The organism is Aliarcobacter thereius LMG 24486, assembly GCF_004214815.1.
GTDB lineage: Bacteria > Campylobacterota > Campylobacteria > Campylobacterales > Arcobacteraceae > Aliarcobacter > Aliarcobacter thereius.
Window position 1 is genome coordinate 1,027,732 of record NZ_CP035926.1, and the last position, 21,105, is coordinate 1,048,836.

Below are 21,105 nucleotides of genomic sequence, written 5' to 3' on the forward strand. Positions count from 1 at the left end.
ATGAATGTAGCAATATATTGTGGATCAAGTTTTGGAAATAATGAGATTTATAAAACAAAAACTATTGAATTGGCTCAGAAATTAGCCTTAAACAATATAAAAATAGTTTATGGTGGTTCAAAGCAAGGATTGATGGGAATAATTTCAAATGAATCTTTAAAACTAAACAATAGTGTAACAGGTGTTATAACTTATGATTTAGTAAATAAAGAGCTTGAAAATACAGATATTACAAAAATTTACAAAGTAGATAGTATGAAAGAAAGAAAAGCAAAAATGGAAGAGTTAAGTGATGCTTTTATTGCTCTTCCTGGTGCTTATGGTACTTTAGAAGAGATTATTGATGTAATAGCTTCTGCTCAAATTGGGTATCATTCAAAACCTTGTGCTTTTATAAATATTGATGGATATTACAACAAATTAATAGAGTTTTTTTATTCATGTGCAGCAAATGGTTTTATGGATAAGAGATTTATTGATATGTTAATTGTAAGTGATGATATAGATGAAATCATTGAAAAAATAAAAACTTATAAAGCCCCAAAACCTAAATGGGAGAAATAATATATAGATTTACTATTTGTTAATTTTTTATTAAAATAGTATTAATTAAGAGCTATTATAATTTGATTTGTAAGTTAATTAATTTTAACTTTTTCTCCTCCTATAAAAATAAAAGGAAGCCACAATGAGCTTCCTTTTTTTATCTACATATATGTTATAATCTCACTATGTTAGTATCAAATAATTCAACATTAAATATATTTTTAGCCAATAACAGTTCACAATTAAAAGAGTTATTATCTCAAACAAATATTAATAATATCTCAAATATGATTGATTTGGATAGTGAAAATTTTTCATCTTTAAAAGATATATCAAAGCTATTAAAAGAGCTTATAAACTCCATAAAAGATGGTTCTAAATCAAATATAAATTTAGAAAACTTATTTAAAAATAGTGATATTTTTAAAAATTTAGGAACTTTAGCTTCAAATTTATCTCAACTTTTAAAAATGCTTGATGAAAATAAAAATCTTTCTAATCTAAAAATATCATTTGAACCTTTTTTAAAAACTTTAAAAGATATAAATAACTTAAATATAAAAGATATGATAAGCAATAGTGGAATATTTTTAGAAAATAAGCTACTAAATAGTTCAAAATTTAATTTAGATTTTGATTTAAAAGCAAATCTACTAAAAATTCAAGAGTTTTTTATAAATAAAAATGATGCAAATTCAAATGAAAACTTAAAAGTCATAAATAATCTTTTATCACAAATTGAACTAAGCCAAATAGCTTCTATTGCTTTGAACTCAAATTTTATTGTAATTCCTTTTTTATGGGATTTACTAGAAGATGGTTTTATACAGATGAAACAAAAAGAAGAAAATAAGTTTTTTTGCCAAATAAACTTAAATTTAAAAGAGTTTGGGAAATTAGAATTAATGTTGTTTTTATATGAAAAAAATAGACTTGATATTACAATTTATGCTGAAAATAAAGATTCAAAGAGTCTAATAAGAAAAAATATAAGCAAACTAAAAGAAGCTTTTAAGAATATTGATTTAGTTCCAATAAATATTAAAATATTAGATTTGAAAATAAAAAGTGATAATATTTTTAAAAACTTTGAAAATATTGAATCTGAATTTACTTTATCAAATAAGATTAATATTAGGGTTTAATTTGCAAGAAAATAGTAAAATAAAAAAAGCTGTTGCTCTTGAATATGAAAAAGGAGTAGATATTGCTCCAAAAGTTATAGCAAAAGCAAAAGGTGAAGCTGCAAAAAATATTATAAAAATAGCAAATGAAAATCAAATTCCAATAAAAAAAGATGAAGATTTAGTAGAACTTTTAAGTCAAATAGATATAGATAAAGAGATTCCAAGTTCTATGTACAAAGCTGTTGCTGAAGTTTTTGCATTTATTTATGACTTATCAAATGAGAAAAAAGGTAGAGAAAAATGATTTTAAAAAAGATTATTATTGAAGATCAAAAAGAACTTTATAGGCATAAAAACTATCTTTTGAATTTAAATTTAGAATATGATAGTTATAAAAAGATATATTCGAATAGTTCATTTCTTGATTTTAATATTGAATTTGAAATTATAGAATTTCTAAAGAATAATGATTTTACTTATAAAATAGAAGAAGTTATTATAAAAGATTTCAAAAAACAGATAAGTGCTTCTTATTCTAGCTTACAAATTGATACAAATAATATTTTTATTGTTGATAAGAAAACAAATGAAAAGATATATTTATTGAATAAAATAAAAAATAAATTACTAATTATTGATTTGAAAAAAGATATTTTAAAAAGCTATAAAATACCTAGAAATAGCCTTGATAGATTTAATCTTGCACTCTTTACTTTAGAAGTTTTAGCTTCAAATAGTGATGATTTTAAAGATTTATTTAATATCTTTGCAATTTTACAAAACCAAAGTAGCGAGGATTTACTATATCTTGATAAGATTAAAAAATTTAAATATTTTTGTATTGCAAAAATAAATGAAAAACAACAAGATATGTTTTTATGCAACTGCATACCTGATTTTTTTCCTGAAACAAAATTCTATATAAAAGGTGATAGAATTTTCTCAAACTATACAAACTATTTTTTAACTTACGAACAAGAGATAAAAGTTTGGAAATATTTATATAACAACAAGAATCTTGTTGGAGTATATAAAGAACCAACAATTAGTGAACTTTTTATTGGAAGAAAAATATATACTATTGATGGTTTTGGAAATAGTGTAAAAAGAGTAATAAAATTTGCAAAAGAGATAGAAAAAGGATATTTTCAAATTACTTTAACAGATGGAATAAGTAGTGCAAAACTATCTAAAATATTTTCAAAAGATGAATTATTTAAAAGAGTTGTTGAAGCTAGGAATTGATTTTATATAATCTTCTCTTGCCCCAACCTATAAATTGCAAAATCATATTTTATAGGGTCATTTTTATCAAACTCTTTTAATTTTTCTGTTATTTCAAGTGCTGATTTTAAATTATATGTTTTATTTTGTAAAAGTCCAAGCTTCTGAGAAACCTTAAAAGTATGAGTATCAAGTGGTAAAATCAAATCACTTTTTGATATATTTTGCCAAAATCCTAAATCTAAACTATCTTTTCTAACCATCCATCTTAAAAACATATTCCATCTTTTATATGGAGCATTAGTGAGTTTAATTTTCCCTTGTTTATCTCTTTTTAAAGCATTTCCTACTAGAAAATCAAAACCTTGGGAACTATAATTTGCCTTTTCTTTGATTTTTTCTATTAAAAAATCTACTCCTTCTAAAACATTTTTTTCTTTTTTATAAGCTTCTAAAAATAGATTTTCTAAACTATTCTCCAGTTTTAATTTTCTAAATGCTTTAAAGACTTCTACAATATCTTTACTATTTTGAAATCTATAATAGTGTTTATTAAGTCTATTTTCTATCTCCTCTTCACTTTTATCTAATAGTGAAAAATCTAAACTATCTAAAAATTTAACTATTAATTTTGCATTTCCATAAGCAAACAAAGCACAAAGTAAAATAGCATAATCATCTTTTTGTCTTTTAGCTACTAAAAGTGGATCTGGTTTATCATAACTTAGTTCAAATTCACTATTTCTAGAGTTTACTTCAATATCTAAAAGCTCTTTTAATTCTATATCTTTTTTCTGCATTTTTAACCTAAAATTTACTTTTAGATATAATACCAAAAAACAAATTAGGCTAATGATGATAAATATATTAATTACAGGTTGCTCAAGTGGAATTGGACTTGAAACAGCAAAAATATTAAAAAATAATGGAATAAAAGTTTATGCAAGTGCAAGAGATGAAAAAGATGTAAAAATGCTTAAGAATTTAGGTTTTGAAACATTTCAAATTGATGTTAGAAATAAACAAGATATATCTTATGCATTAAATACAATTTTAAAAAATGATTTAAAACTCGATGCAGTTTTTAATAATGCTGGTTTTGGACAACCAGGAGCCATTGAAGATTTAAGTGTTGAAGTTTTAAAAGAGCAACTAGATACAAATCTTCATGGTCTTTTAGAGCTTACAAATCAAGCTATGAAAATATTTAGAACTCAAGGTTATGGAAAGATAATTCAACATAGCTCTGTTTTAGGAATAATATCTTTAAGATTTAGAGGAGCTTATAATATAAGTAAATATGCTATTGAAGGTCTTTGTGATACTTTAAGACTTGAAACATTAAATAGTAATATATTTATAAGTACAATTAATACAGGACCTGTAACTTCAAAGTTTAGAAAAAACTCTTTAAATAATTTTATAAAAAACATAGATATAGAAAATAGTTTTTGGAAAAATACTTATAATAGTGAAATCAAAAAAAGACTTGAAAGTAGTGATGATAAAGGATCTTTTACTCTTCCTCCAAGCAGTGTTGCAAATATTGTTTTAAAAATATTAAAAAGTAAAAAACCAAAACCAAGATATTATATAACAAAAGCTACTTATATCTTAGCTTTTGCAAAAAGAGTTTTAAGTACATCTTGGCTTGATAAGCTTCTTTTTAAGATTTAATCTTTTTTATTAGCTAAATTCTGTAAATAATCACTTATTTGGATTAAACAAAAAGTGATTATAAATATCATAAGTCCAGGGAAGAAGCTTAACCACCAAGCTATATCAATAACACTTCTTCCATCACTTAACAAACTCCCCCAACTCATATTTGGTGGATTAATTCCTAGCCCTAAAAATGACAATCCTGATTCTGCTAATATAGCACCTGCAACTCCAAAAGAGAAAGAAATTAAAAAAATAGGTGCTAATAGTGGAGCAAAATATTTTAAGATTATCTTTTTTTTACTAACATTCGATATTTTTAGAATTTTTATAAATGCCTTATTTGATAAAGCAAAACTTTCACTTCTTATCATTCTTGACATTCCCATCCAGCTTGTAATAGATATAACAACTATTAAAACAAGTAAATTTGCTTCAATGTAGGAAACCAAAGCAAGTAGTAAGAAAAATGTAGGAAAAGTCAAAAATAAATCTATTATAACAGTAATAGTTCTATCAACATTTCCTTTAAAATATCCAGCCGTAATTCCAATAATCAATCCTAAAAAAGAAGAGAAACTAGCTGCCAAAAATCCAATAATCAGTGAAGTTTGTCCACCTTGTAAAATCCTTGCAAAAACATCTCTTCCTAAAATATCTGTTCCGAATATATGCTCAATTGAAGGAGAAAGTAAGATTTTACTTGGATTTAATTCATATGGTGAGATAGTATAAAAAATTGGTAATACAAACATTAATAATGAAATTAATATAAGTATTAACAAAGAAAATTTAAACATTTTTATTCATTGCAACTATAATATGAAAGCGAACTTTTACCAAATTTTCTAGTTTTTTCTAAAGTAAACTTACCTAATTTTTCTGGAATTTCAAGCTTTGATACATGTTCAACTATTATTTTAAATATATTATCAGCTTTAATATCTGAAATCATTCTAAAAGATTTTTCATAAATATCTTCCATTCCATCTCTATAATCAAAAGGTGGATCAACATATAATATTATCTCATCTTTTGAATTTTTCATAAAATCTAAAATAAGTGGAGTTTGAACAAAAGCATTTCCTTGAATTGTTTGACATTTTTCAATATCAATATTTTTACAATTTCTTACTAAAATTGAATAAGATTTTTTATCAAGTTCTATAAAATATGATCTCTTTGCTCCTCTACTTATTGCTTCAAGTCCAATAGAACCACTTCCTGCAAAAGATTCTATAAAAATCTTATCTATAATATCAAATTGTAAAACATTAAATACAGACTCTTTTAAAACAGATTTAGAACTTCTAGTAACTTCTAAACTAGGAAGTTCTAAAACTTTACCTTTGTATGCTCCTGCTATGATTTTTGTACTTGGTTTTTGCTCTTTCATTTTTTACCTTTTTTTTAGCTTATCTAGCATAACTTTCTGCTCTTAGCTCTCTTATTACATTTATTTTAATTTCACCAGGATATTGTACTTTTTCTTCAATCTCTTTGGCTATTTCTGTTGCTAATAAAACTGCTTCATCATCATTTACAAGCTCTGCATTTACAATAACTCTTACTTCTCGTCCAGCATTTATTGCATAAGCATTTGTAACTCCAACTTTACTTGTAGTTATATTTTCAATCTCTTCTACTCTTTTTAAAAAACTCTCTAAAACTTCTCTTCTAGCTCCTGGTCTTGCTGCACTTAAAGCATCAGCTGCACAAACAGCTGCACTTTCAACATTTATTGGCTCTTCATGTCCGTGATGTGCATAAATTGCATTTATAACAGTTTCACACTCTCCATATCTTTTACAAATATCAGCACCCAAATCAACATGACTACCTGGTGCTTCATGAGTTAAAGCTTTCCCAATATCATGCATAATTCCAGCACGACGTGCAAGTATTGCATCTCCACCCATTTGAGCAGCAATTAATCCAGCTAAATGAGAAACTTCTAAAGTATGTGCTAAAGCATTTTGCCCATAAGATGCTCTATATCTTAATCTTCCAACAAGTTTTATAAGTTCTGGATGCATAGATTTTATTCCAAGTTCCATAACAACATCTTCACCCTCTTTTTGAATATTTTTATCAAATTCTGCTTGAACTTTTTTATAAATCTCTTCAATTCTTGCTGGTTGTATTCTTCCATCTTCTAAAAGCTCTTGAATAGTTTTTGTTGCTATTGCTCTTCTATAAAGATTAAAAGATGAAATTGTAATAGTATTTGGTGTATCATCAATAATAATATCAACTCCTAAAAGCATCTCAAGAGTTTTAATATTTCTTCCTTCTTTACCAATAATTTTACCTTTTGTCTCTTCATCATTTAAAGGAATATTATTTATAAGTCGCTCAGCTGCGAATTCACCTGCATATCTTGTAACTGCTTGAGATAAAATATTATTTACTTCTTGTTTTGAATTTTGTTCTGCTATTTTATATTTTCTTCTAAACATAGATGAAATTGTAGCTCTTGAATCCTCTTCTACTTTTTTAAGTAATAACTCTTTTGCCTCTTCTTTTGTAAGACCTGAACCATTTTCTAAGATTTTTATAGCTTCTAGTTTTTTCTGTTCATAAGATCTTTTTTGCTCTTCAATTCCCTCTTTTAGACCTTTTATCTTCCTATTATTATCTTCTATTTGCTCTTTTTCCCTTTTTATTTGTCTTAGCTCACATTCAAGATGTTCATTTAACTCTTGCTCTTTTCTTTCAATCTTTAAAAACATCTGTTCATAATCTTTTTTTGCATTTCTGAACTCTCTATCACACTCTATTTTTGCTCTTATTTGTGCATCTTTTAATGCAACTTCTGCTTCATGCTCTATTATTTTTGCTTTTGCTTTTGCTTGTTCAATAAATACTTCAAATTTTGCTTTATTTATTTTCCTAACTACAAAAATAGTAAGAGCTGAGCTAAATGTTGCAGCCACAACTGCTATTAATATACTCTCCATTTTTATTTCCTAACCTGTAATTATATAATCTGCTTCAATATCGTAATCATCACTTAAAATCTCTTCACTTTTACAAAGAATTAATTGAACAAAAATAGTTGTTGGTTTATAATTTAATCTATAAAAGAATCTGTCATACATACCTTTTCCAAAGCCAATTCTTTTTCCTAATTTATCAATTCCAATGATTGGAACTATTGCTAAATCTATTTTTTTTGTCTTTAAAAAAGAATTTTCTGGCTCTTTTATTCCAAATTTTTTTTGTTTTAAAGGTAACCTATATTTTACAGCTTTAAAACTATCTCCTTGTATAAAAGGCACATAAACATTTTTTTTAGCTTTTCTTAAACTGTTTATTAATGGTTGGACATCAACCTCTAGTTTAAGTGGTATATAGAGCAAAATATTATTAGCTTTTTTCTCTTTTATAACTTTGTTTAAATTATCAATAACTATCTTATTTTTTATATACTTTGATTGAAGTGAAACTTCTTTAAGCCTTTTTAAACATAATTTTCTAAAACTGCTTTTTTGATTTGTTATCATTTAAGCCTCTCTTAGATAGAATAACTACCTAAATAACAATTTTACCTAAAGGAATTAAAATGAAGTTTAAAGCTTTATCTATTTTATTAATTTTTATATCATTATTCTTTACAGCTTGTGAAAAAAAAGAGAAAAATGACAATAAAACAATAGATGAAACTCCTAAATTTGTTAAAAATAATAAATTTACTATGAATACAATTGATAAAGCTCAAATAAATATCTCTATTGAAGATGATAAAATTCTTCTTGAAAACAGTGATAATAAAATAGTTCTATTAAATTTCTTTGCAACTTGGTGTCCTCCTTGTAAAGCTGAAATTCCAAGCCTTGTAAAACTACAAGAAACATACAAAAATGATATTATAGTTGTTGGTTTACTTTTAGAAGATTACAAAACTGATGAAGAGATTTTAAATTTTGCACAAAGTTTTGATATAAATTATACTATTACAAATTCTAGTAGAACTTTTGATTTTGCAAAAGCTTTAGGTGGAATTAAAGCTATTCCAACTCTATATATACTTGATAAAGAGGGAAATACTTTTAAGAAAATAACTGGATTAGCACCAGCTGAAATGCTAGATATTGATATAAAAAAACTTTTAGAGAGATAATATATGTTTGGATTTTTAAAAAAAGATAAGAATAAAGAGGAAAATATAGAGAGTCAAAGTTTTTTATCAAAAGCCTTTGATAAAACTTTTTCATCGATTAAAACCGTTGTTCCTCAAAAAAAAGAGAAAATAAGTTTTGATGATATAGAAGAACTTCTAATAGAAGCTGATGTTGAGTATGAAATTATAGAAAAAGCTATGAATGGTTTACCAAATATGATTACAAGAAAAGAGTTAAGACATAGACTTGTAATGCTTTTTGAACATGCTCCAAAAGTTGATTTTGATAAATTTGAAAAACCATTTGTAAGACTGATTATAGGTGTTAATGGAGCTGGGAAAACTACTACTATTGCAAAATTGGCAAATATGTTAAAAAAAGATGGTCAAAGTGTGATTTTAGGTGCTGGTGATACTTTTAGAGCAGCTGCAATAGAACAACTAAGCACTTGGGCAGAAAAGTTAAATATTCCTATTATTAAAACAAAACAAGGTCATGACTCAAGTGCTGTTGCTTTTGATACTATTAGTTCTGCTATTGCTAGAGGTGTTGATAATGTTATTATTGATACAGCAGGAAGATTACAAACTCAAACAAATCTAAATAATGAGTTGAAAAAAATAGTAAAAATTTGTCAAAAAGCATTAAATGATAAAGCATTTTTAAAACTTATGGTTTTAGATGGAACTCAAGGAAACAGTGCAATTGCACAAGCAAAAGCTTTTAATGAGCTTATAGAAATAGATGGGATAATTGTTACAAAACTAGATGGTACAGCAAAAGGTGGTGCTTTATTTTCAATATCAAACCAACTTGAACTTCCAATATTTTATATTGGAGTGGGAGAAAAAGAGAATGATTTAATAGAGTTTTCTCCTGATAACTTTGTTGATGCTTTACTTGATGAGATTTATATAAAGAATACTAAGGAGTAGCTTATGATTAGGAGAAAAAGAAGAAAGGGATTTTTAGAAGATTTTTTGCTTATATTTGGGATTTTAGCTATATCTTTTGCTATTTATTTTTTTGTTTTCTCAAATGATGAAACAAGTGAACCACAAACTACATCAGCAGTTACGAAAGAGAATAGATTTTTAAGCAATCTTTATTCAGAATTAAAAGAGTATTTCTTTAGTAATTTAGAAAAAGATGATAGATTAGAAAAATTTATTTTAAGATCAAAAAATGAGTTAGAAAACGACTCTTCTAGTACTCATCTTAATTATTCTAGAGAGGATTTCTTATCTATAAAAGATGAAGCTCAAAATACAAATCAAAATAAAGAAGAGCTTATCTTAAATGAAGAAAATTTAGATGAAGAAAATAATGATTTTGTAGAAATCCAAAATAAATTTAAAGAAAAAGAGCAAGAAGAGTTAAATATTATTGTTGAAGAGAATGAAGAGAAAAAGAAAGTTTCTTCTAATTATAAAAAGGATGAAAATAGCTTAAATACAAAAAAAGCAAGTGAATTTTTTGCTAATTTTAGGAAAAAAGTATATCAAAATATTAAAAATAATATTCCTGCAAGTAGTCTAGAAAAAGGAAAAGATGTAAATATTAGAGTTACTATCTTAAAAAATGGCGGGTATGAAGAGTTAATATTTGTTGATGGGAGTATTTATAATTATGGAATGATTAAAGACCAAATTGAAGCAATTTTTCCTTTAGAAATTGATAAAAGTATAGAAGAAATATTTCCTAGATATTATAGAATGAAAATAAACTTTTAAGAAATATTACAAATTGTTATATTTCTATCTCTTTTAAAACTCTTTTGATAAAATCCATATATTTTTATAAAAAGGCTAATTATGGCAAAAAAGAAAAACACTCTTTTTGAGTGCCAACATTGTGGTGAACAATCTAGTAAATGGCTTGGAAAATGCCCATCTTGTGACTCTTGGGATAGTTTTATAGAACTTAGTAATGAGCAACAAGAAGTATTAAAGCAAAGTGTTATAGCCTCAAACTCAACTTCAAAAGCAAGACCTATTACTCAAATTGAACATGATGATGTAGTAAGATTTTCATCTTTTAATGATGAATTTGATTTAGTTTTAGGTGGTGGAGTTGTTCCTGGAAGTCTTACTTTAATTGGAGGAAGCCCAGGAGTTGGAAAATCTACTCTACTTCTAAAAGTAGCTGGAAGTATTGCAAAATCAGGTAAAAAAGTTCTTTATGTATCAGGAGAAGAGAGTGCTGGACAGATAAAACTAAGAGCAAATAGACTTGATGCAAATCATGATGAACTATTTTTATTAAGTGAGATAAAACTTGAAGATATTTTAGATGAACTTTTAAGAGATGAGTATGAAGTTTGTGTAATTGACTCCATTCAAACAATATATTCAAGCCATTTAAACTCAGCTCCTGGAAGTGTATCTCAAGTAAGAGAGATAACTTTTGAGCTTATGAGAAAAGCAAAAGAGTCAAATATTGCTATGTTTATTATTGGTCATATCACAAAAGACGGAAGTATTGCAGGTCCTAGAGTTTTAGAGCATATGGTTGATACTGTTTTATATTTTGAAGGAGAAGCAAGTAGAGAAATTAGAATGCTAAGAGGTTTTAAAAATCGTTTTGGAAGCACAAGTGAAATAGGTATTTTTGAAATGACTCAAGAGGGATTAATTAGTGCAAAAGATATAGCATCAAAGTTTTTTGATAAAACAAAATCTCAAAGTGGTTCTAGTTTAACTGTTTCCATGGAAGGTAGTCGAGCAATAATCTTAGAAGTCCAAGCTTTGGTATCTGAGTCAACTTTACCTAATCCAAAAAGAAGTGCAACAGGCTTTGATACAAATAGATTAACTATGCTTCTAGCTCTTTTAGAAAAAAAACTAGACCTTCCTTTTAATCACTATGATGTTTTTATAAATATTAGTGGTGGAATTAAAATAAAAGAAAGTAGTGCTGATTTAGCTGTAATAGCAGCTATTATTAGTTCATTTAGAAATCGCCCTATTTCTAAAGAATCTGTTTTCATAGGCGAAGTTAGTTTAACTGGTGAAATAAAAGATGTTTATTCTATTGATTTAAGATTAAAAGAGGCTCAAGCTCAAGGTATAAAAAAAGCTATCATAGCTCAAAAAACAAATTTAAAACTAGATATTAAAACTTTTGCAGTTGATGAAGTATCAAAAGTAATTGAACTATTCTAATTTATTAAAGTAAGAAGAGTAAAACTCTTCATTACTCTTTATCTAAAATAAATGCTCTATTTTTATAAATTGAGTGAACAAAAGCTAATGCAATAGGAACAATAGCAAAAGTTGTTATAAGCATTGGTGGAAGATGGTAAAAAATTTGTACAAGCATAGATAAAGATAAAAGCCCAATAGACCACATAGCACCATGCTCAAGGTAAATATATTTTGAAACCATCTCTTTTTCAACCATATAAATTGTAAGACTTCTTACAGCCATTGCACCAATTCCAAGTCCAATCATAATAATAACAATATTTTGAGTAATAGCAAAAGCTCCTAAAACACCATCTAAAGAGAAACTCATATCAATTACTTCAAGATATAAAAATGAAATAATTCCACCTGTTGCAACTGTTGCTTTCCCTAAACTATTTGAAGATTTTTCTTGCTCCATTTCATTAGGCTTACTTAGTTCAATAGCTCCTTTTAAAAGTTCTAACAAATAAAAAGCAATAACACCAATAATCATAGGAACTAAAATCTCTAATTTATTAATTTTAACCATTTCATCGCCCATTACAACTTCATTTGGAGCAATATATGTAATAGCAAGCATTAAAAACATTACAAATAAAGCTTTAATATCTCCTACTTTAGATAGCTTTGTAGCAAAATCTTCTATATATTTTACCCAGTGAGTATCTTTTTGTTCATCGAAAATGAATTTTAGAAATAGCATAAGAAGGAACATTCCACCAAATGACATAATTATATGATGAGAACTTTCAATAATTTTTTCATATTTATCAGGATTGTTAATTGCTAAATTAAAAGAATCAATAAATCCCATAGAAGTAGAGAAATATACTATTAAAATAGGGAAAACAAATCTTACTCCAAAAACAGCAATAAGCATTCCCCAAAGTAAAAATCTTCTTCTCCAAACAAGTGCCATTGTTGCAAGAATAGTTGCATTTATAACAGCATTATCAAATGATAAACTCAATTCTAAAACAGATAAAATCAAACCTTGATAAAGTGCAAAAAAACCACCATAAGCAAAAAGTAAAATACATGCAATAAATAATACTACAAAAAAACCATAAAAATATGATAAAATTGATCTTTGACTCAAATTTTTTCCTTAATTTTTTCGCAATTGTACCAAAAAAAAATAAAAAGTTGTTATAGAGCCCTAATTTAATGAATTTTTAAAACTAATAATCTCATCTTTTATTGAAGGAACTCTCATAAAATGTTCTCCAATTAAAAATGCGTCTGCACCAATTTTATGAAGTTTTTTAATTATATTTATATCGCTAACACCTGATTCAGCAACTATAATTTTATCTTTTGGTATTTTTGGAATTAATTTCTCACAAAGTTCCATATCCATTTTAAATGTTTTTAAATCTCTATGATTTATTCCTATGATATTAGCTCCACTATTTAGTGCTTTTTGCAAATCTTCTTCATCATGAATTTCAACAAGAACTTCAAGATTTAATCCTATTGCATATTTATAAAGTTCATTTAATAACTCTTGAGAAAGAGATTTTGCTATAAGTAAAATAAAATCTGCACCATAAACTAATGCTTCAGCAATTTGATATTTAGTCAATATAAAGTCTTTTCTAAGAAGTGGAATATCTGTAACATTTCTAATATTTTTCAAATAGTTTAAATCACCTTTAAAATAGTGTGGTTCTGTCAATACAGATATAGCATTTGCACCATATTTGTTGTACTCTTTAGCTATAAAAATAGGATCAAAATCCTCTTTTATAACTCCCTTACTTGGACTTGCTTTTTTTACTTCAGCTATTATTCTTATAGCTTCATCTTTTGTACTTTTTAAAAAGCTTTTCACATCTTTTGTATAAAAGCTACCTTCTTCTATCACATTCTCTAAATCTTCCAAAGATATTTTTTCTTCTCTTTTCTTTACATCTTCCATTGTTATTTTATTTATTTCATCTAATATCATTTTCTAAACACTCCTTAATCTTATCAAAATGTAATTTTATCTCTTCGTTTTCAAAGCCTATTTGATCAACAATATATTTCATAAAACTATATGCTTCTTTACAATTTTTAACTTTATACTCTCCCCAAGCCAAAGTATCAATATATACTAAATTACTTGGTTCTTGAAGTAAAGCCTCTCTTACAAGTTCTATTCCTCTTTCATAATCAATATCGTGATCAATTAAAAGATATGCTAAATAGTTCAAATAGTATGCTTTGTTATTAGCTTTTAATATATCTTCAAGCATATCAATAACACTATTAATTTTTGTTTGATTTAACTCTTTTTTCTCTAAAGCAAGTTCATAAGTAAGTGTTGCTTTTTGAGATAAAACTATAATACTTTTATTTTTTGAATAAATTTTATTTGCCAAAGACAATGCTTTTTCTTTATCGCCTTTTGTAGTATAAAGTTCAACTAAAACTTCATCTTCAATCTTATTTCTTTCAAAAAATAGTATTGTATTATCTTGATTTTTAAATCTATTAAAAATTAGATTTATTAAAGCATCTCTCTCTATTATAAATCCATTTTTACTATAAAACTCATAAGTATCTTTTAAAAAATCTTCTGTTTTTTTATCATCTTTTAAAATATTTAAAAATGTATATAGTTGAAGAACTAAGTTATAGTTATAGTTTGTATTTTTTAAACTATCTTCTACTCTAAAAATAGCTTCTTCTTTTTTATCAAAATTAAAAAAATCTAAACCAGATAGAGCATGTATTGATGCAACACTGTAACTATTAAAAGTCAATGCTTTTAAATAAGAGTTATATGCATTTTGATACTCTTGTTTTACTAAATATATATTTCCTAAAAGTTCAAAATTTTTTATATTTTTATATTTTTTTGTAAGTTTCAAAGCAATTTTTAATGATTCATCAATATTATTCTCTTTTAATAGTGAAAAACTATAATATCTTAAAAACTCTTCCTCTTCTTTAATATCATAGACAAAATATTTTTCAGTTTTAAAAATAATCTCTTTGTATCTCTCTAGTACTATAAGATTTCCAAAATTTTCAAGAAGATATTTGTACTTATTTGTAGCAAGATATAGTTTAAATAAAATCTCATTTGCTTCAATAAATCTTCCTTCTGTTTGAAGCATATAAGCATTATAAGCAAACACTTCTTCTAAAAAAATATCTTTATGCTCTATCTCTTTAAATCTATTTTTTTGAGCACTCTTTATATCTTTACTTTTTTGTTCACTTATAACTTCTTGATTAAAAAAATCAATTGAACATGATGTAAAAAGAAGTAATATAAAAGGAAAAATTAAAGTTTTTTTATACCAATACACTCTTTTTCTACCTCTTTAAAATTATCTTTAAAATATGACCAAAATGGAAATGTTCTACATTGATGTGGTCTATATTCATAAATACTACACTGTTTTTTTATATTGTCAAAAAAACAACAAGCAAAGTTTCCATCTTGATATTTTACCTCTTTTAAACTATATTTATATGATTCTTTAAAAAGATATTTCTGTCTAAAATCATCTAAAGTCATTTTTAAATGTTTTGCTAAAGCTTCAATTTCAGAAATATTTATCCAAATATAACCACTTTCCCCTGTACAGCACTTACCTCCACAAGATTCACATGCTTTTGGATTAAAAGAGAAAGAGTATCCATCTTTTTTTATTAAATCACTCAAATTTTGCCTTTATACTATAAGTATTTATATCTTTATATATATTTTTTATCTCTTTTTTAAATTTTGAATTCTTTGAAAAAACTACCAATGGAGACATAACTTTTAAAAGAGATTTCGAATTCTTTCTTGCATAAATCATAATCAAACTAGCATCACTTGTTTTTTTAGGATGAACAAATTGTATTGCTTCAATATTTAATTTAAACTCTTTTAGATATAGAATTATCATATCTAGTTGTTTGGCATCATAACAAAAAAATAGTTTACCATCTTTTGTTAAAATTTCTGAACTCTTTTTTATAAAATCAAAAAGTGGCATTGATGAGTTATATCTAGCTATTTTTAAACTCTCATTTTCACTTTTTATTACATTTGAATGATAAAAAGGTGGATTTGATACACAAATATCAAACTCTTTTCTAAAATCTACTTCTAAAAATGAGCCAAAAAACATATTTGATGATATTTTATTTATTTCTGAGTTTTTTTGTGAAAAAAACTGAAAGCTTTTTTGAATCTCAGCTTGGTTTAGTTCCAATTTTTCAAACTTTTTTGCCACTAACAATCCAAGAATTCCACTTCCACTTCCAATATCAAGAAGTTCACCTTTTACATTTTTAAATTTTTCTAAGTTTTTACAAATAAAGTCATATAAGAAATGAGTATCACTATTATAACAATATCCATCAATAGGCTGATAAAGTACCAAAAAAACAATCCTTTGAATTAATTAAGTAAATTATATCTAAACTATTTATAGTTTTACTTTTAATAAAATAAGCTTAGTTTAGATACTATTCACTTAGTAAATTATAAATTTCATAAATTTTAATTATATTTAAATTAAGGAAAAATATGTCAAGTATAGAAGCTCCTTTAAATACCCCTGTATGGGTTGATGAAAGTAGATGTAAAGCTTGTGATAGATGTGTTGCTGTTTGTCCAGCTGGTGTTTTATCTATGAGACAAGAGATACATTCAACACTTGGTGCAATGGCAACAGTTGTACACCCAGAAGCTTGTATTGGTTGTAATGATTGTGAACTTTCATGTCCTGATTTTGCTATTTTTGTTGCTGATAAAAAAGAGTATAAATTTTCTAAATTAACGCCTGAATCAAAAGAAAGACAAGAAAAAATTATAAAAAATTCTTATAAACTATTAGATGAAGATAAAAAGGTTTAAATATGTCAAGAGAACTAATATCAACTGGAAATGAATTAGCAGCATTAGCTGCAATTGACTCAAATTGTCAATTTTTTGGAGGTTATCCTATAACTCCATCTAGTGAAATCATGCATGTATTATCATCAAAGCTACCTGCTATTGGTGGTGCTTGTATGCAAATGGAAGATGAAATTGCAGGAGTTTGTTCTGCTTTAGGTGCTGCTATGAGTGGGAAAAGAGCTTTGACAGCAACTTCAGGTCCTGGAATATCATTAAAAGCTGAAAATATTGGACTTGGTTATATTGCTGAAGTTCCTTTAGTTATTATAAATGTTATGAGAGGTGGTCCATCAACTGGTCTTCCTACAAGAGTTTCTCAAGGTGATATTTTACAAGCAAAGAATCCAACTCACGGAGATGTAAAATCTATTACTTTAATGCCTGGAAATTTAGAAGAGTGTTACACTGAAGTTGTTCGTGCTTTTAATTTAGCAGATAGATTTATGCAACCTATTTTTGTACTACTAGATGAAACTATTGGTCATATGGCTGGAAAAGTATCAATCCCTAGTTTAGATGAAGTGAAAAAGATTCAAATAACTAGAAAAAGATTTGATGGAGATAAAAAAGATTATCTTCCTTATGGTGTAAAAGATGATGAAGCTGCTGTTTTAAATCCTATGTTTGAAGGATATAGATATCACTTTACTGGTCTTCACCATGGACCAACAGGTCATCCAACGGAAGATGCTGTTGTTTGTGATAATTTAATGAAAAGACTATTCAAAAAAGTAGAAGCTCATACAAATGAATTAGAATCAAATGAAGAGTTTATGCTAGATGATGCCGAAATTATGATTATTGCTTATGGTTCAGTATCTTTAGGAGCAAAAGAGGCTATTAGAAGATTGAGAAAAGAAGGAGTTAAAATTGGTATGTTTAGACCAAAAACTCTTTGGCCAAGCCCTGCAAAAAGATTAAATGAACTTGTAAATAAATTTGACAAAATTTTAGTTGCAGAATTAAATATGGGTCAATATTTAGGTGAAATAGAAAGAGTAAGTGGGAAAAAAGAGTTTACAACGCTTTTAAAAGCAAATGGAAGACCAATCTCTCCACTTGAAATTATAGAAAAAGTAAAAGGAATGTAATATGGCTTTTAACTATGATAATTATTTAAGAACAGATAAAATGCCAACACTTTGGTGTTGGGGATGTGGTGATGGAGTTATATTAAAGTCTTTAGTAAGAGCTATTGATAAACTTGGTTGGAATATGGATGATGTTTGTGTTGTTTCTGGAATTGGTTGTTCTGGAAGATTCTCTTCATATATAAACTGTAATACTGTTCATACAACTCATGGAAGAACTTTAGCTTATGCAACTGGAATAAAAATGGCAAATCCAGATAAAAAAGTAATTGTTGTTGGTGGTGATGGTGATGGTCTTGCAATTGGTGGAAATCATACAATTCATGCAGCTAGAAGAAATATAGACTTAACATATATTTTAATAAATAACTTTATTTATGGTCTTACAAACTCTCAAACAAGCCCAACAACTCCAAAAGGAATGTGGACAGCAACGATGGAAAGAGGAAATATAGATCCTAGTTTTGATTCTTGTAAATTAGTTGAAGCAGCAGGAGCTAGTTTTGTGGCAAGAGAAACAATGATTGAGCCAAAAAAACTTGAAAGATCTTTAGTTAAAGCTCTTGAACACAAAGGTTTCTCATATGTTGAAGTGTTTTCAAACTGCCATGTAAACTTAGGTAGAAAAAATAAAATGGCAAGTGCAACTGCAAATTTAGAGTGGATTGACTCAATTTCTATTGCAAAAACAAAATTTGAAATGCTTGAAGAAAATGATAAAGTTGGAAAGTTTGCAACTGGTGTTTTAAAACAAGATGAAAATATGATTGAATACTGTGAAGCTTATGATAAAGTAAAAGATGCTCACAAAAATAAAACTATGGTTGAGTTATAAGGAGTAATTATGTCATCAAATAGAACTTTAATGAGATTTACAGGAGTTGGTGGACAAGGTGTACTTCTAGCTGGTGAAATTTTTGCTATTGCAAAAATAAACAATGGTGGTTTTGGTCTTAAAACAGCAACTTATACATCTCAAGTAAGAGGTGGTCCAACTGTTGTTGATATTACTTTACAAGATGAAGAGATTATTTATCCTTATGCAAATGATGGAGAGATAGATTTTATGCTATCTGTTGCTCAAATATCTTTTGATTTATTTAAAAAAGGTGTAAAAGATGGAGCAACAATAGTTGTAGAACCAAATCTTGTAAGAGCAAGTGATGAAGATAAAAAAAGATGGAATATAGTTGAAATTCCTATTATTACAATTGCAAAAGAAGAAGTTGGAAATGTTATTACTCAATCAATTCTGGCACTTGCAATTGCAAACTACTTTACAGGAGAAACTATTCCAAAAGAGGTTTTAAGAGAAGCAATGCTTTCAAAAATTCCTGCAAAACTTCACGATATGAATAATAAAGCTTATGATTTAGGTTATAAGTATGCTAAAGAAGCAAAAGAAAATAATAAGTAGATTTTAAATCTGCTTATTTACTAAAAAATATCTCACAATATATAGTTTTATAAGACTATTGTAGAAATTCAAATAAAAATAATATTATTTATATAGAAACAGATCTTCTTGATGTAAAAAACCAAAAAAGATATAATGCAAAGATTTCTATCCAATCATTTAGAGATAAAGAAACAAAAAAAATGATTTGGTATTTAAGAGAAGCAAAATAAGAGGAATTTCCCTCTTATTTATCTTTTGTTTGGAACAAAATAATCTTTATTTAGTCCTCTTAAAAGGTCCGATTCTAAAACTTCTTTTGCATTAAAAGTGATATTATCTTTTCTGTCTTCATTGTGAAGTTCAATATAATATTCTGTAAAGGAATGACTCACATTTCCATAGAAAGTTACTTCTTCTCTTTGAAATATTATTGAATTACATCCTTTTCTTTTCGTGTTTAAAGTAATAGCCCATTTGAAACTATTTTCTCCCGACTCACAAGCTTCATAAGCATCTTCTATTGTCATTACTTTTCTTTCTTTATAATGTTTTATTAATTCATCAGGCACAAGAATACTAAAATGAGTGTATCCATTGTTTATTGTTGTAGTAGCTGCTGCACCAAAAGAGTATTTATAATTATTTTTCAAAACTACTCCTCCATTAACTAACCATAGCACTGTAGAATCTTGATCCATAGAAATAAATGCAACTTTTGATTCTTCTTTATAATCAATTATTGTTCCATACTTTGCTGTACATCCAGTTAATAAAAACACAAATAGTACAGTAGCCCCTAATAATTTTAAAAGATTCATTCTTCTTTCCCTTTGTATTAAATTTGACAAGAAGTATAGCATTTATTGATATTTTGTCAATATTTACCATATTGTTCATATGAATAAAAGGTAAATAATTATGGAAAAATTAAATGAATTACAGCAAATGGTTTGAAAGGAAGCTAAAAAATTAGGTAGATTATAAGCCGTGTTCTGTATTTGATAATAATTTATCTAGATATTAAATCACTTTAATATTCATGCGAAGACCAATAAGTGTGAAGCTTAATACCAGGTCTTCTTGCTACAAGTTGGGTTTACATAGCTTAATAGATTGCTCTAAAAACTGGTAGGCTCTTACCCTACCCTTTCACCATCACCAATAAATTGGCTGTCTTCTCTCTGTTGCACTATCCCTTAGATTACTCTAGCCATCCGTTAGATGGAACTTTGCTTCACTGTAGCACGGACTTTCCTCTTGAAATCAAGCTATTATCTATCTACCTAAGTTTTTATTATATCTATTTCCTTATTAAATCATAATTACTTGGAAGAATAAAAATAAAGATATTATCATTTATATCTTCATCATAAATCGTATTTTCTAATCTTATTTCAATATTATTTTCTAATTCATCTTTATACGATATTTTATCTATTTTTTTATTATTTAAAATAATATCATACTCTATATTTTCAATAGTAGTTTTATATAAATTATCTTTTATATGTTTTGCATCATTTAATAATTTTAAAATATCAACTTGATTTTCTAAGTTTGTATAGATAGCTTGTTCGAGTTCTGGTTCATCAATTATTACTATTTTTCCATCTACAAAAACATTTTTTAATATTGGTTCTTTGTAGCTCCATAAAATTTTACCACTATTTTTTATATATAAATAACCTCTATATTCAATCTTTGTTCCATTTGAAGAATCTATTGTTTGTATGAAATTTGCCTGTAAAGTTTTCAAGTTTTTTAACTCATTTACAGAAGCTTGTGAAAAGTTTATGATAAATAGCATAATTATTAAAGTTCTATAAAACATTTTTAACCTTTTTTTATATATAATC

At 26.4% G+C, this 21,105-nt stretch carries 25 protein-coding genes and 1 other RNA gene; 13 read left to right on the forward strand and 13 right to left on the reverse strand.

From position 1 onward, the window contains the following. The 4 genes from ATH_RS05310 to ATH_RS05325 all read left to right on the forward strand — a co-directional run bounded on the left by ATH_RS05310 (position 1) and on the right by ATH_RS05325 (position 2,918). Positions 1–564: an LOG family protein gene (locus tag ATH_RS05310; RefSeq protein WP_066184236.1), complete on the forward strand. Its 564-nt coding sequence runs from the start codon at positions 1–3 to the stop codon at positions 562–564. Between the two features lie 167 nt (positions 565–731). After that, a complete protein-coding gene (fliK, locus tag ATH_RS05315; protein WP_066186991.1) occupies positions 732–1,691 on the forward strand; it encodes a flagellar hook-length control protein FliK in 960 nt (319 codons plus the stop codon). A 1-nt stretch (position 1,692) separates the two neighbouring features. Further along, positions 1,693–1,977, forward strand: coding sequence for an EscU/YscU/HrcU family type III secretion system export apparatus switch protein (locus tag ATH_RS05320; protein ID WP_066184241.1), 285 nt, complete (start codon positions 1,693–1,695; stop codon positions 1,975–1,977). Continuing rightward, positions 1,974–2,918: a hypothetical protein gene (locus ATH_RS05325; protein WP_066390361.1), complete on the forward strand. Its 945-nt coding sequence runs from the start codon at positions 1,974–1,976 to the stop codon at positions 2,916–2,918. Before ATH_RS05320 ends, ATH_RS05325 begins: the two co-directional genes overlap by 4 nt. A gap of 2 nt (positions 2,919–2,920) precedes the next feature. Here ATH_RS05325 and ATH_RS05330 read toward each other — a convergent pair whose 3' ends face one another. Continuing rightward, on the reverse strand, positions 2,921–3,697 hold the full coding sequence (locus tag ATH_RS05330; protein WP_066184247.1) for a TIGR02757 family protein: 777 nt from the start codon (positions 3,695–3,697) through the stop codon (positions 2,921–2,923). A 55-nt stretch (positions 3,698–3,752) separates the two neighbouring features. On the opposite strand from ATH_RS05330, the gene ATH_RS05335 reads away from it, so the two are divergent. After that, a complete protein-coding gene (locus ATH_RS05335; protein WP_066390359.1) occupies positions 3,753–4,574 on the forward strand; it encodes an SDR family NAD(P)-dependent oxidoreductase in 822 nt (273 codons plus the stop codon). Here the strand turns inward: ATH_RS05335 and ATH_RS05340 are convergent. Genes ATH_RS05340 through ATH_RS05355 form a run of 4 tightly spaced genes read right to left on the reverse strand, consistent with a single transcriptional unit; the run spans position 4,571 to position 8,065 of the window. Then, positions 4,571–5,359 carry an ABC transporter permease gene (locus ATH_RS05340; protein ID WP_066184257.1) on the reverse strand — a complete coding sequence of 263 codons (789 nt, stop codon included), beginning with the start codon at positions 5,357–5,359 and terminating at the stop codon, positions 4,571–4,573. The genes ATH_RS05335 and ATH_RS05340 overlap by 4 nt on opposite strands. A gap of 2 nt (positions 5,360–5,361) precedes the next feature. Next, positions 5,362–5,955 carry a 16S rRNA (guanine(966)-N(2))-methyltransferase RsmD gene (rsmD, locus tag ATH_RS05345; protein WP_066184260.1) on the reverse strand — a complete coding sequence of 198 codons (594 nt, stop codon included), beginning with the start codon at positions 5,953–5,955 and terminating at the stop codon, positions 5,362–5,364. A gap of 19 nt (positions 5,956–5,974) precedes the next feature. Further along, positions 5,975–7,519 carry a ribonuclease Y gene (gene rny / locus ATH_RS05350; protein WP_066184263.1) on the reverse strand — a complete coding sequence of 515 codons (1,545 nt, stop codon included), beginning with the start codon at positions 7,517–7,519 and terminating at the stop codon, positions 5,975–5,977. A gap of 9 nt (positions 7,520–7,528) precedes the next feature. Next, positions 7,529–8,065 carry a 5-formyltetrahydrofolate cyclo-ligase gene (locus tag ATH_RS05355; protein WP_066184266.1) on the reverse strand — a complete coding sequence of 179 codons (537 nt, stop codon included), beginning with the start codon at positions 8,063–8,065 and terminating at the stop codon, positions 7,529–7,531. Positions 8,066–8,124: 59 nt separating this feature from the next. Between ATH_RS05355 and ATH_RS05360 the strand changes: the two genes are divergently transcribed. The 4 genes from ATH_RS05360 to radA all read left to right on the forward strand — a co-directional run bounded on the left by ATH_RS05360 (position 8,125) and on the right by radA (position 11,847). Beyond that, positions 8,125–8,682: a TlpA family protein disulfide reductase gene (locus ATH_RS05360; protein WP_066184270.1), complete on the forward strand. Its 558-nt coding sequence runs from the start codon at positions 8,125–8,127 to the stop codon at positions 8,680–8,682. A 3-nt stretch (positions 8,683–8,685) separates the two neighbouring features. Next, on the forward strand, positions 8,686–9,618 hold the full coding sequence (gene ftsY, locus ATH_RS05365; protein WP_066184272.1) for a signal recognition particle-docking protein FtsY: 933 nt from the start codon (positions 8,686–8,688) through the stop codon (positions 9,616–9,618). 3 nt (positions 9,619–9,621) lie between these two features. Beyond that, positions 9,622–10,416, forward strand: a complete 795-nt coding sequence (locus ATH_RS05370; RefSeq protein WP_066390357.1) for a hypothetical protein — start codon at positions 9,622–9,624, stop codon at positions 10,414–10,416. An 81-nt stretch (positions 10,417–10,497) separates the two neighbouring features. Further along, positions 10,498–11,847, forward strand: coding sequence for a DNA repair protein RadA (gene radA / locus ATH_RS05375; protein ID WP_066184279.1), 1,350 nt, complete (start codon positions 10,498–10,500; stop codon positions 11,845–11,847). A gap of 31 nt (positions 11,848–11,878) precedes the next feature. Here the strand turns inward: radA and ATH_RS05380 are convergent, their stop codons facing one another. The 5 genes from ATH_RS05380 to ATH_RS05400 are packed head-to-tail and all read right to left on the reverse strand — an operon-like array spanning position 11,879 to position 16,241. Next, the gene (locus ATH_RS05380) at positions 11,879–12,970 is read right to left on the reverse strand and encodes a DUF475 domain-containing protein (RefSeq protein WP_066184281.1); all 1,092 of its coding nucleotides are present in this window, start codon (positions 12,968–12,970) and stop codon (positions 11,879–11,881) included. Between the two features lie 60 nt (positions 12,971–13,030). Continuing rightward, the gene (trpC, locus tag ATH_RS05385) at positions 13,031–13,822 is read right to left on the reverse strand and encodes an indole-3-glycerol phosphate synthase TrpC (RefSeq protein ID WP_066184284.1); all 792 of its coding nucleotides are present in this window, start codon (positions 13,820–13,822) and stop codon (positions 13,031–13,033) included. Further along, positions 13,809–15,173 (reverse strand): tetratricopeptide repeat protein, encoded by a 1,365-nt coding sequence (locus ATH_RS05390; protein WP_083202021.1) that lies wholly within the window; start codon positions 15,171–15,173, stop codon positions 13,809–13,811. Before ATH_RS05390 ends, trpC begins: the two co-directional genes overlap by 14 nt. Beyond that, complete coding sequence (locus ATH_RS05395; protein ID WP_066184286.1) at positions 15,149–15,532, reverse strand: YkgJ family cysteine cluster protein; 384 nt, start codon at positions 15,530–15,532, stop codon at positions 15,149–15,151. Before ATH_RS05395 ends, ATH_RS05390 begins: the two co-directional genes overlap by 25 nt. After that, positions 15,525–16,241, reverse strand: a complete 717-nt coding sequence (locus ATH_RS05400) for a tRNA1(Val) (adenine(37)-N6)-methyltransferase (RefSeq protein WP_066390356.1) — start codon at positions 16,239–16,241, stop codon at positions 15,525–15,527. The genes ATH_RS05395 and ATH_RS05400 overlap by 8 nt, the downstream gene beginning before the upstream one ends. A 146-nt stretch (positions 16,242–16,387) precedes the next feature. Between ATH_RS05400 and ATH_RS05405 the strand changes: the two genes are divergently transcribed. The 4 genes from ATH_RS05405 to ATH_RS05420 are packed head-to-tail and all read left to right on the forward strand — an operon-like array spanning position 16,388 to position 19,267. Then, positions 16,388–16,717 carry a 4Fe-4S dicluster domain-containing protein gene (locus ATH_RS05405; RefSeq protein ID WP_066184293.1) on the forward strand — a complete coding sequence of 110 codons (330 nt, stop codon included), beginning with the start codon at positions 16,388–16,390 and terminating at the stop codon, positions 16,715–16,717. Between the two features lie 2 nt (positions 16,718–16,719). Beyond that, the gene (locus ATH_RS05410; protein ID WP_066390355.1) at positions 16,720–17,850 is read left to right on the forward strand and encodes a 2-oxoglutarate synthase subunit alpha; all 1,131 of its coding nucleotides are present in this window, start codon (positions 16,720–16,722) and stop codon (positions 17,848–17,850) included. Between the two features lies 1 nt (position 17,851). Then, positions 17,852–18,685 (forward strand): 2-oxoglutarate ferredoxin oxidoreductase subunit beta, encoded by an 834-nt coding sequence (locus ATH_RS05415; RefSeq protein WP_066184299.1) that lies wholly within the window; start codon positions 17,852–17,854, stop codon positions 18,683–18,685. 9 nt (positions 18,686–18,694) lie between these two features. After that, positions 18,695–19,267 (forward strand): 2-oxoacid:acceptor oxidoreductase family protein, encoded by a 573-nt coding sequence (locus ATH_RS05420; protein ID WP_066186964.1) that lies wholly within the window; start codon positions 18,695–18,697, stop codon positions 19,265–19,267. Between the two features lie 230 nt (positions 19,268–19,497). Here ATH_RS05420 and ATH_RS05425 read toward each other — a convergent pair whose 3' ends face one another. From ATH_RS05425 to lolA, 3 genes are all read right to left on the reverse strand, one after another. Continuing rightward, positions 19,498–20,067: a hypothetical protein gene (locus tag ATH_RS05425; RefSeq protein ID WP_066390354.1), complete on the reverse strand. Its 570-nt coding sequence runs from the start codon at positions 20,065–20,067 to the stop codon at positions 19,498–19,500. 147 nt (positions 20,068–20,214) lie between these two features. Beyond that, an RNA gene (gene rnpB / locus ATH_RS05430) (RNase P RNA component class A) lies at positions 20,215–20,536 on the reverse strand. 13 nt (positions 20,537–20,549) lie between these two features. Further along, positions 20,550–21,080, reverse strand: a complete 531-nt coding sequence (gene lolA, locus ATH_RS05435) for a LolA-like outer membrane lipoprotein chaperone (protein WP_066186961.1) — start codon at positions 21,078–21,080, stop codon at positions 20,550–20,552. Positions 21,081–21,105 lie beyond the last annotated feature (25 nt).

Excerpts from the sequence above, each read along its gene's own strand:
- ATH_RS05360 (WP_066184270.1), top strand. The coding sequence starts at position 8,125 with ATGAAGTTTAAAGCTTTATCTATTTTATTAATTTTTATATCATTATTC.
- ATH_RS05370 (WP_066390357.1), top strand. The coding sequence starts at position 9,622 with ATGATTAGGAGAAAAAGAAGAAAGGGATTTTTAGAAGATTTTTTGCTT.
- trpC (WP_066184284.1), bottom strand. The coding sequence starts at position 13,822 with ATGATATTAGATGAAATAAATAAAATAACAATGGAAGATGTAAAGAAA.
- ATH_RS05355 (WP_066184266.1), bottom strand. The coding sequence starts at position 8,065 with ATGATAACAAATCAAAAAAGCAGTTTTAGAAAATTATGTTTAAAAAGG.
- ATH_RS05415 (WP_066184299.1), top strand. The coding sequence starts at position 17,852 with ATGGCTTTTAACTATGATAATTATTTAAGAACAGATAAAATGCCAACA.
- ATH_RS05310 (WP_066184236.1), top strand. The coding sequence starts at position 1 with ATGAATGTAGCAATATATTGTGGATCAAGTTTTGGAAATAATGAGATT.
- ATH_RS05325 (WP_066390361.1), top strand. The coding sequence starts at position 1,974 with ATGATTTTAAAAAAGATTATTATTGAAGATCAAAAAGAACTTTATAGG.
- rsmD (WP_066184260.1), bottom strand. The coding sequence starts at position 5,955 with ATGAAAGAGCAAAAACCAAGTACAAAAATCATAGCAGGAGCATACAAA.
- ATH_RS05340 (WP_066184257.1), bottom strand. The coding sequence starts at position 5,359 with ATGTTTAAATTTTCTTTGTTAATACTTATATTAATTTCATTATTAATG.
- ATH_RS05410 (WP_066390355.1), top strand. The coding sequence starts at position 16,720 with ATGTCAAGAGAACTAATATCAACTGGAAATGAATTAGCAGCATTAGCT.
- ATH_RS05405 (WP_066184293.1), top strand. The coding sequence starts at position 16,388 with ATGTCAAGTATAGAAGCTCCTTTAAATACCCCTGTATGGGTTGATGAA.
- ATH_RS05330 (WP_066184247.1), bottom strand. The coding sequence starts at position 3,697 with ATGCAGAAAAAAGATATAGAATTAAAAGAGCTTTTAGATATTGAAGTA.
- ftsY (WP_066184272.1), top strand. The coding sequence starts at position 8,686 with ATGTTTGGATTTTTAAAAAAAGATAAGAATAAAGAGGAAAATATAGAG.
- ATH_RS05425 (WP_066390354.1), bottom strand. The coding sequence starts at position 20,067 with ATGAATCTTTTAAAATTATTAGGGGCTACTGTACTATTTGTGTTTTTA.
- rny (WP_066184263.1), bottom strand. The coding sequence starts at position 7,519 with ATGGAGAGTATATTAATAGCAGTTGTGGCTGCAACATTTAGCTCAGCT.
- radA (WP_066184279.1), top strand. The coding sequence starts at position 10,498 with ATGGCAAAAAAGAAAAACACTCTTTTTGAGTGCCAACATTGTGGTGAA.
- ATH_RS05420 (WP_066186964.1), top strand. The coding sequence starts at position 18,695 with ATGTCATCAAATAGAACTTTAATGAGATTTACAGGAGTTGGTGGACAA.
- ATH_RS05335 (WP_066390359.1), top strand. The coding sequence starts at position 3,753 with ATGATAAATATATTAATTACAGGTTGCTCAAGTGGAATTGGACTTGAA.
- lolA (WP_066186961.1), bottom strand. The coding sequence starts at position 21,080 with ATGTTTTATAGAACTTTAATAATTATGCTATTTATCATAAACTTTTCA.
- fliK (WP_066186991.1), top strand. The coding sequence starts at position 732 with ATGTTAGTATCAAATAATTCAACATTAAATATATTTTTAGCCAATAAC.